The sequence below is a fragment of the Kitasatospora sp. NPDC007106 genome, from assembly GCF_040634455.1.
Classification (GTDB): Bacteria; Actinomycetota; Actinomycetes; order Streptomycetales; family Streptomycetaceae; genus Kitasatospora; species Kitasatospora arboriphila.
On sequence record NZ_JBEYFP010000407.1, the window covers coordinates 1 to 5,384 of the forward strand.

Sequence of the window (5,384 nt, forward strand, 5' to 3'; positions counted from 1 at the left end):
GCCGCGGCGCCGAGCACCGGCACCGGGACGGGCTGCCCGGAGACGGCGGCGTGCCCCAGCGCGGCCAGCGCCACGCACACCGTGGCGAAGACCGCGACACGCAGGAGGCGGAACTGACAGAGGATCACGACCGGGCCATCCTCGCACCAACCGGACCGCTGCGCCGAACCGCCCCCGTCGGCCGGTAGCCTGCCGCGATGAAGGTCCACCTGCTCTGGCACATCGCCCACCACAACGAGGCGGGCGAGGACGGGGCCACCCTGCACCTCGACGGCGACGTCCCGTACCTCGACGAACAGGACGGCGACGACGCCAAGCTGCTCGGCGTCTACTCGACCGAGGCCCTGGCCGGGGAACGGATCCACCGGGCCCGCCTGCTGCCCGGCTTCGCCGAGGAGCCGGACTGCTTCCACATCGGCGAGTACACGCTCGACCGGGACGAATGGACCGAGGGCTTCGTCCGGCTCGTGGCGGCCGGGACGGAACCGCCCGGGACGGAACCGCCCGGGACGGAACCGCCCGGGACGGAACCGCCCGGGAGCGGTGAGGCCGGGCCCGGGTCGCCCGGATAACCGGTGGGCCCGCCTCGGCGGCTCTGCCACGATCGGTCGCATGGGAGTGCTGGACGGGGTGGCGGGCCGGGTCGCCGGCGGGGCGACGGTGGAGTTCCGGCCGAGCGGCTCGTCGATGGTGCCGCTGATCCGCAGCAGGCAGCCGGTGGTCGTCGCCCCGGTCGACCCGTCCGCGCTGCAGGTCGGCGACATCGTGCTGGCCCGGGTCTCCGGGACGGTGTACCTGCACCTGGTGTCGGCCCTGGATCCGGCCCGCCGGCGGGTGCAGATCAGCAACAACCGAGGCCGGGTGAACGGCTGGACGGGGTACGAGCGGGTCTTCGGCATCTGCCTGTCGGTCGACGGCGTGCCCCGGCCCGGCGCCGCCGGGCGGGTGCGCGGCTGAGCGGCGCGTCCCACGACGCGCCCGGGCGTCGGGGAGGCGGGACTCCCGGCACGCCGCGGTGGGCCCTTGGGCCCTACCGGGTGCACCCGGGGCGGCGCACGCTCGGAGTACCGACGGTACCCGCGGCAAGGAGTGATCCATCATGATCAGCCCGGCCCTCACCCGTGACGAGCTGCGCGCCCTGGCCGCCGCCGGCGGCGCCGCACCCTCCCTGCACAACAGCCAGCCGTGGCGGTTCCGGCCCAGCGCCGACCTGCGCCGCCTGGAGGTGTACGCGGACTACCGCCGGGCCGTCCCGGTCACCGACCCCGACGGCCGGGCGCTGCACATCTCGATCGGTGCCGCCCTGTTCAACCTGCGGGTCGCCGCCGTGCACTTCGGCCGTGCACCCGTGCTGCGGCTGCAGCCCGGCCACCCCGGCCGGCAGCCGATCGCCGAACTCGACCTCGCCGAGGGGCGGCAGGCCGGCCCGGAGCCCTTCGGCCGCGACCTCTACCCGGCGGTGTTCCTCCGCCACTCCAGCCGCGAGCCGTTCGCCAACCGGGACGTGCCCGAGGCGGTGCTCGGCGAACTCCTCGACGCGGCCCACACCGAGGGCACGGTCATGACCGCGCTGGAGGAGGCCGAGGTGCGGAGGGTGCTCGACCTGACCGCGGAGGCGGAGGCCCGGATCGCCGCCGACGTCGCCCGGCAGACCGAGACCCGTACCTGGCTGCGGCCCGAGGCCCCGGCCGTGGACGGCATCCCGGCCGCCGCCCTCGGCCCGCAGGACCACGACGCCCGGGTGCCGATGCGCAGCTTCACCGGCCGCCCGCCCGCACCCGCGGTCCTCGCCCCGCCCCCCACCCGCCGGTTCGAGGCCCTGCCGCAGTTGGCCACCCTGACCACCCACGGGGACCGCGCCGCCGACTGGCTGCGGGCCGGCCAGGCGATGGAACGCGTCTGGCTGCTCGCCACCCTGCACGGACTGCGGGTCTCCGTCCTGCACCAGGCCGTCGAGTGGCCGGACACCCGGCGGCTGCTCCGCGACCCGGAGCAGGGCCCCGGCCACGTCCAGCTGGTGCTGCGCTTCGGCTACGGGCCGCCCGGCGCCACCACCCCGCGCCGCCCGGTCGACGAGATCCTCGACCTGCCCGCCGACCCCGGCGCCGCGCAGGGAATGTGAAAGATCTGCAGGCGAATGGTGGCCACCGTCGGCGCCCGATCCGACGCAACACCAGATCCGCTGCTGCGAAACGCCTCTGACGATTCGTCGAATTCCCGGGAACCGCCGCCCGGAGGTGCGGCACCCGCCCCGGGAATTCACCGTGCCGACGCCCCGGTAAGGTCCTCTCGAACAAATCCGCGGTGAGCCCCGGCGCGCCGCGGAGCGACGTCTCAAGGGCCTGGGGATACCCGCATGAGCGAGCCTGATTTCCGCGTGCGTCCGGACGCACTGCACCGGTACGCGGCACTGGTGGAACAGCAGAACGCACGGCTGGCGGCCGCGCGGGACACGCTCGCCGGGGTGGAGGTGCCGGCCGGTGCGTTCGGCCACCTGCCCGATTCGGAGGAACTGCGCGACGGCTACCACGACCACGCGCAGGCCGAGCAGGACAACCTCGCCGACCTCATGGACGTCCTGGCCCACGTGACCGACGGCCTGGAGGCCAACGCGGCCGACTACCGCGACGGCGAGGACGAGGTCGGCCGCGGCGTCGGCGGTGGCGCCCGATGACCACCGCCGCCGAGGTCGCGGGCGCCTACAAGTGGACCCGCGACTGGATGAAGGAGCCGCTGCTGCCGCTCCCCGAGATCCACAACCCCGCCCAGGGCGCCATCGACCAGGGCCTGGACGACGCCGTCCGCTGGGCCCTGGAGAAGTCCGGCCTGATGGGGTGGCTGGAGAAGGTCACCGGCGACGCCGACGCCCTCACCGCCGCGGCCCGGACGTGGCAGGACCAGGCCCGGGCCACCCGCGAGGTCGCCGAGGAACTGCGCCGCGGCGGCGAGGCGCTCGTCGACGACTGGCACGGGCAGGCCTCCGCCGCGTTCGGCCGCCACATGGGCCAGGTCGTCGAGGCGGTCGACGCCACCGCCGACGACATGGCGCAGACCGCGCAGATCCTCAGCCAGGCCGCCGCGGAGTGCCGGCTCGCCGAGGACATGGTGGTCGAGATCATCCGCGAGGCGATCGAATGGATCGCCGTCACCCTGGCCGCCGGCCTGGTCGCCGACATCCTGACCCTCGGCCTGGCGACCGTGGTCGACGCCGTGGTGGTCGAGGCCGAGATGCTCGTCTTCCTCGCCCGCGTCGAGAAGGTCTCGGTCAGCCTGGCGCGCAAGCTGCGCACCCTGCGCCGGCTCATCAAGGAGATGCGCGAGGCCGAGAAGGCGGGCGCCGCCCTCAAGCGCGCCAACGCCGCCCGCAAGGCGGTCGGCCGGATGCGCAAGGGCGGCAAGTCGGCGTTCAACCCGGGCACCTGGGCCAACCCGTACAAGTCGCCGGAGCGGTTCCTGACCTCCACCGCGCTCAAGGGGTTCCAGGGCGCGGTCGCCGAGCCGCTCCTCGAAGGCGCCACCGGGCTGACCGGCTCGCCCACCGCACCGATCGGCGACGCCCTCAACAGCGACACCAACATCGACGCGGTCGCCCGCGACCTGGACGGCCGCCCCGCGGCCCCCGCCTACCGGGTGCCCCGGAGCCGGATCGAGGAGGCGTTCGGCTGATGGCCCCGGCGAACCCGGCATTCGACCGGGCCTACGAGGAACGTCTGCACCGCTGGTCGCAGCTGCCGCTGCGGTGGCTGCAGCCCGGTGAACCGCTGTACGGCGTCGTCGACCTCGGCCTCGACCGGTACGTCCGCCGCGGGCTGCCCGCGCGGCACCGGACGGCCGTCCGGCCGCCGCAGGAACCGGCCGGGCGGCGGCGCGGCTGCCTGTCGGCCGTCCTCCTGCTGCCGCTGCAACTCCTCGACCTGGAGGGCATGGTCGAGGCGGTCGGCGAGTCCACCGTGCGCGGTGTGCGGCGGGCGTTCCACGGGCGCCCGTTCTCCGGCGGCTGGGGCAGCGCGGCCGGCCGCTTCGTGATCGCCGTGCGGACGGGACCCAGCACCCACCGCCGGTTCCGGCACGGCCGCACCCTGCTGGCCGTCACCGACCGGCGGGTCCTGCTGGTCGACCACGACCACGGCGAACTGATGGCCGCCTTCGGGCGCCAGGAGCTCGCCCGTACCGGCACCGTCCGCAGTCGTCAGCCCGAACGCGTCGACCTCGTGTTCGCCGACGGCTCCCACATCGCGGTCACCGCCCGCTCCCACGCCCACGCCCGAGCCGTCCACACCCTCCTCGACGGCCCCGGCCCGCACTAGAGGGCCACCGGGGGCGCGGGAGAACCGCGCGGTCCGGGAGCGGTGCGCCTGAGGGATCCGGGGCGCCCCTGGTGGTGCGCCCGCCTCCTCACGAGGGTGCGAGCAGGTGGCGCAGCGAGCGGTTGTGGCGGCGCAGCCAGGCGCGGTAGGCGGGGTTGACGCTGGCGAGGTCCAGGTAGGCGCGTCGCAGGTCGGTCCAGAGCCCGTCGAGGGCGGGGCCGCCGATGGCTCCGGGCCGCCAGGTGAGCAGCAGCCGGACGGCGAACGGGTCGCCGTGCACCGGCCGCAGCACGGTGCCGGGGCCGGGCGGTGAGGTGGGCTGGCACGGGCGGACGGCCTCGCCGGAGGCGACGAGTTCGGCGGCGGTGGCGTTGTCCCGGACCTGGACGACCCGCGGGTCGAGTCCGGCCTCGGCGAAGACCCGCCGCAGCGCGGCGTACTCGTGGTCGGCGGTGGGGTCGACCATCCAGGTGTCCTCGGCCAGGTCGGCGAGTGCGACGACCGGCCGGGAGGCCGCCGGGTGGCCTTCGGCGAGGGCGACGAACTGCGGTTCGCGGGCCATCAGGACGCGCTGTTCGGTGCCGGGCGGCACCCGCAGCGGGAAGCCCTCGCTCTCGTGCACGAAGGCGATGTCGAGCTGTTCGGCGGCGACCAGTTGCAGCAGGGCGATCGCCGAGATGTCGATGTGGATGGTGGTGTCGGTGTCCGGGAGCCGGTCGTGGACGCGGCGCAGCCAGGCGGCGACCGCGCGGCTGCCGACGCTGCCGATCCGCAGTCTCCGGCGGCCCGGCCCGGCGGCCTCCTCGCGGGCGGCGGCGACCAGGGCGTCCATCTCGCTGATCACGGGTCTGGCTCTGGAGAGCACCGAGTGGCCGAGCGCGGTGGGGCGGCTGCCGGTCTGTTCGCGGGTGAACAGCCGTCCGCCGATGGTCCGCTCGATGCGGTGCAGCTGGGTGGTGAGGGACGGCTGGGTCATGCCGAGCCGGCGGGCGGCCTTCCGGACGCTGCCGGTGTCCGCGATCGCGCACAGCACCCGCAGGTGTCGGACGTCGAGCTCCACGACGGGAGCATAACCAG

The 5,384-nt window shown here is 75.1% G+C and carries 7 protein-coding genes; 6 read left to right on the top strand and 1 reads right to left on the bottom strand.

Annotated elements, in window-relative coordinates; genetic code table 11:
- Positions 1–197 precede the first annotated feature (197 nt).
- The 6 genes from ABZ641_RS24725 (at position 198) to ABZ641_RS24750 (ending at position 4,307) form a co-directional block, all read left to right on the top strand.
- Positions 198–572, top strand: coding sequence for a hypothetical protein (locus ABZ641_RS24725; protein ID WP_359984997.1), 375 nt, complete (start codon positions 198–200; stop codon positions 570–572).
- 40 nt (positions 573–612) lie between these two features.
- The gene (locus tag ABZ641_RS24730; protein WP_344628065.1) at positions 613–957 is read left to right on the top strand and encodes a S26 family signal peptidase; all 345 of its coding nucleotides are present in this window, start codon (positions 613–615) and stop codon (positions 955–957) included.
- Between the two features lie 142 nt (positions 958–1,099).
- Positions 1,100–2,122 carry a nitroreductase family protein gene (locus ABZ641_RS24735; protein WP_359985000.1) on the top strand — a complete coding sequence of 341 codons (1,023 nt, stop codon included), beginning with the start codon at positions 1,100–1,102 and terminating at the stop codon, positions 2,120–2,122.
- Positions 2,123–2,356: 234 nt separating this feature from the next.
- Positions 2,357–2,674 (top strand): hypothetical protein, encoded by a 318-nt coding sequence (locus ABZ641_RS24740; RefSeq protein ID WP_344628063.1) that lies wholly within the window; start codon positions 2,357–2,359, stop codon positions 2,672–2,674.
- Positions 2,671–3,666: a WXG100 family type VII secretion target gene (locus ABZ641_RS24745; protein WP_359985003.1), complete on the top strand. Its 996-nt coding sequence runs from the start codon at positions 2,671–2,673 to the stop codon at positions 3,664–3,666. The genes ABZ641_RS24740 and ABZ641_RS24745 overlap by 4 nt, the downstream gene beginning before the upstream one ends.
- Positions 3,666–4,307: a hypothetical protein gene (locus tag ABZ641_RS24750; RefSeq protein WP_344628061.1), complete on the top strand. Its 642-nt coding sequence runs from the start codon at positions 3,666–3,668 to the stop codon at positions 4,305–4,307. Before ABZ641_RS24745 ends, ABZ641_RS24750 begins: the two co-directional genes overlap by 1 nt.
- An 88-nt stretch (positions 4,308–4,395) precedes the next feature.
- On the opposite strand, the gene ABZ641_RS24755 is transcribed toward ABZ641_RS24750, so the two are convergent.
- A partial coding sequence (locus ABZ641_RS24755) for a LysR family transcriptional regulator (protein WP_359985006.1) occupies positions 4,396–5,384 on the bottom strand: 989 nt, incomplete at its 5' end.